Raw genomic sequence first — 1,259 nt, forward strand, 5'->3', positions numbered from 1 at the left:
CCCCCAAAATTGGAGAGTGTTATGAAATCAACAACTAAAAGAACTCAGCGCGATTACTCCCTCGCTTTTAAACTCACTGTAGTTGATGAGGTTGAAAAAGGAAGCCTCACTTACAAACAAGCCCAAGAGAAGTATGGCATCCAAGGTTGCTCTACGGTTTTGGTTTGGCTTCGTAAGCATGGTCGACTAGATTGGTCTAAAGGGACACCTAACTTTATGTCCAAAGGAGACTCTATGACCGAGTTCAACTCACCTCCTACACCAGAGCAACGTATTAAAGAGCTTGAAAAGCAGCTCGAAGATGCTCAACTCAAAGCCGACTTCTTTGAAGCTGTCGTGAACGTTATGGAACGTGACTATGGTGTTAGAGTGACAAAAAAGCACAAAGAAGCGTTGTCCAAGAGAAAACCATAGTAGGTTTGAGCGTTACGAAGTTTTGTCAGTTAGTACAAATCTCTCGCCAAGCTTATTATAAGCAATGCCAAACTCAATCTCGTTGTGAACATCATGAGCATACTGTCATTGGCTTTGTCCGTGAAGTCAGGCTGAAGCAGCCACGCATTGGCACGCGTAAACTGAAGTTCTTAGCAGCAACAAAGGGCATTCAAATAGGTCGCGATAAGCTCTTTGAACTTCTCAGAAAGCATCGGCTGTTAGTGAGAGCAAGACGAGCCTATCACCGAACGACTGACAGCCGTCATCGATTTTTCTGTCCCCCAAACAAAGTGAAAGATGGGCTGACACCAACGAAGCCAGAACAACTGTGGGTTGCTGATATTACTTACTTGCCAACTCAAAATGGAGAGAGTTATCTCAGCTTGGTTACAGACGCTTATTCAAGGAAGATTGTTGGTTTTTATGTGGATGACAACATGAAAACTCAATCAGTTAAGCGGGCATTTATCTCAGCTCTCAGGCAACGGCAGAGTGAAGAAAAGCTAATACACCACTCAGATAGAGGCTCACAATACTGTTCGAAGGAATATCAAGATATCCATAAGAAACATAGAGTGACTTGCTCAATGACAGACGGGAATGACTGTTATCAGAATGCTTTAGCTGAGCGTGTAAATGGGATACTCAAAATGGAGCTCTTGCTGAAGAAACCGAAAGATCTGAAAGAAGCAAGGACGATGGTAGCAGAGTCCGTAGATATCTATAATCAAATGAGGCCTCATACGGCTTTAAAATACAAAACGCCCGATGAAGTACATCGAGCGTTTTAGTTAAAAAGTGTCAACCCATATCAGGACGGGTCA

1 protein-coding gene is annotated in these 1,259 nt (G+C 43.2%); it reads left to right on the forward strand.

What is annotated here, in order from left to right:
• The first annotated feature begins 21 nt into the window (after positions 1-21).
• Positions 22-1,226 (forward strand): IS3 family transposase gene (locus R7E78_RS24240; RefSeq protein ID WP_318058353.1). Its coding sequence is split into 2 segments (ribosomal slippage): positions 22-373 and positions 373-1,226, totalling 1,206 coding nucleotides; the frame shifts between segments, so codons are not numbered across the junction.
• Positions 1,227-1,259 lie beyond the last annotated feature (33 nt).

The organism is Vibrio sp. YT-19(2023) (assembly GCF_033337395.1).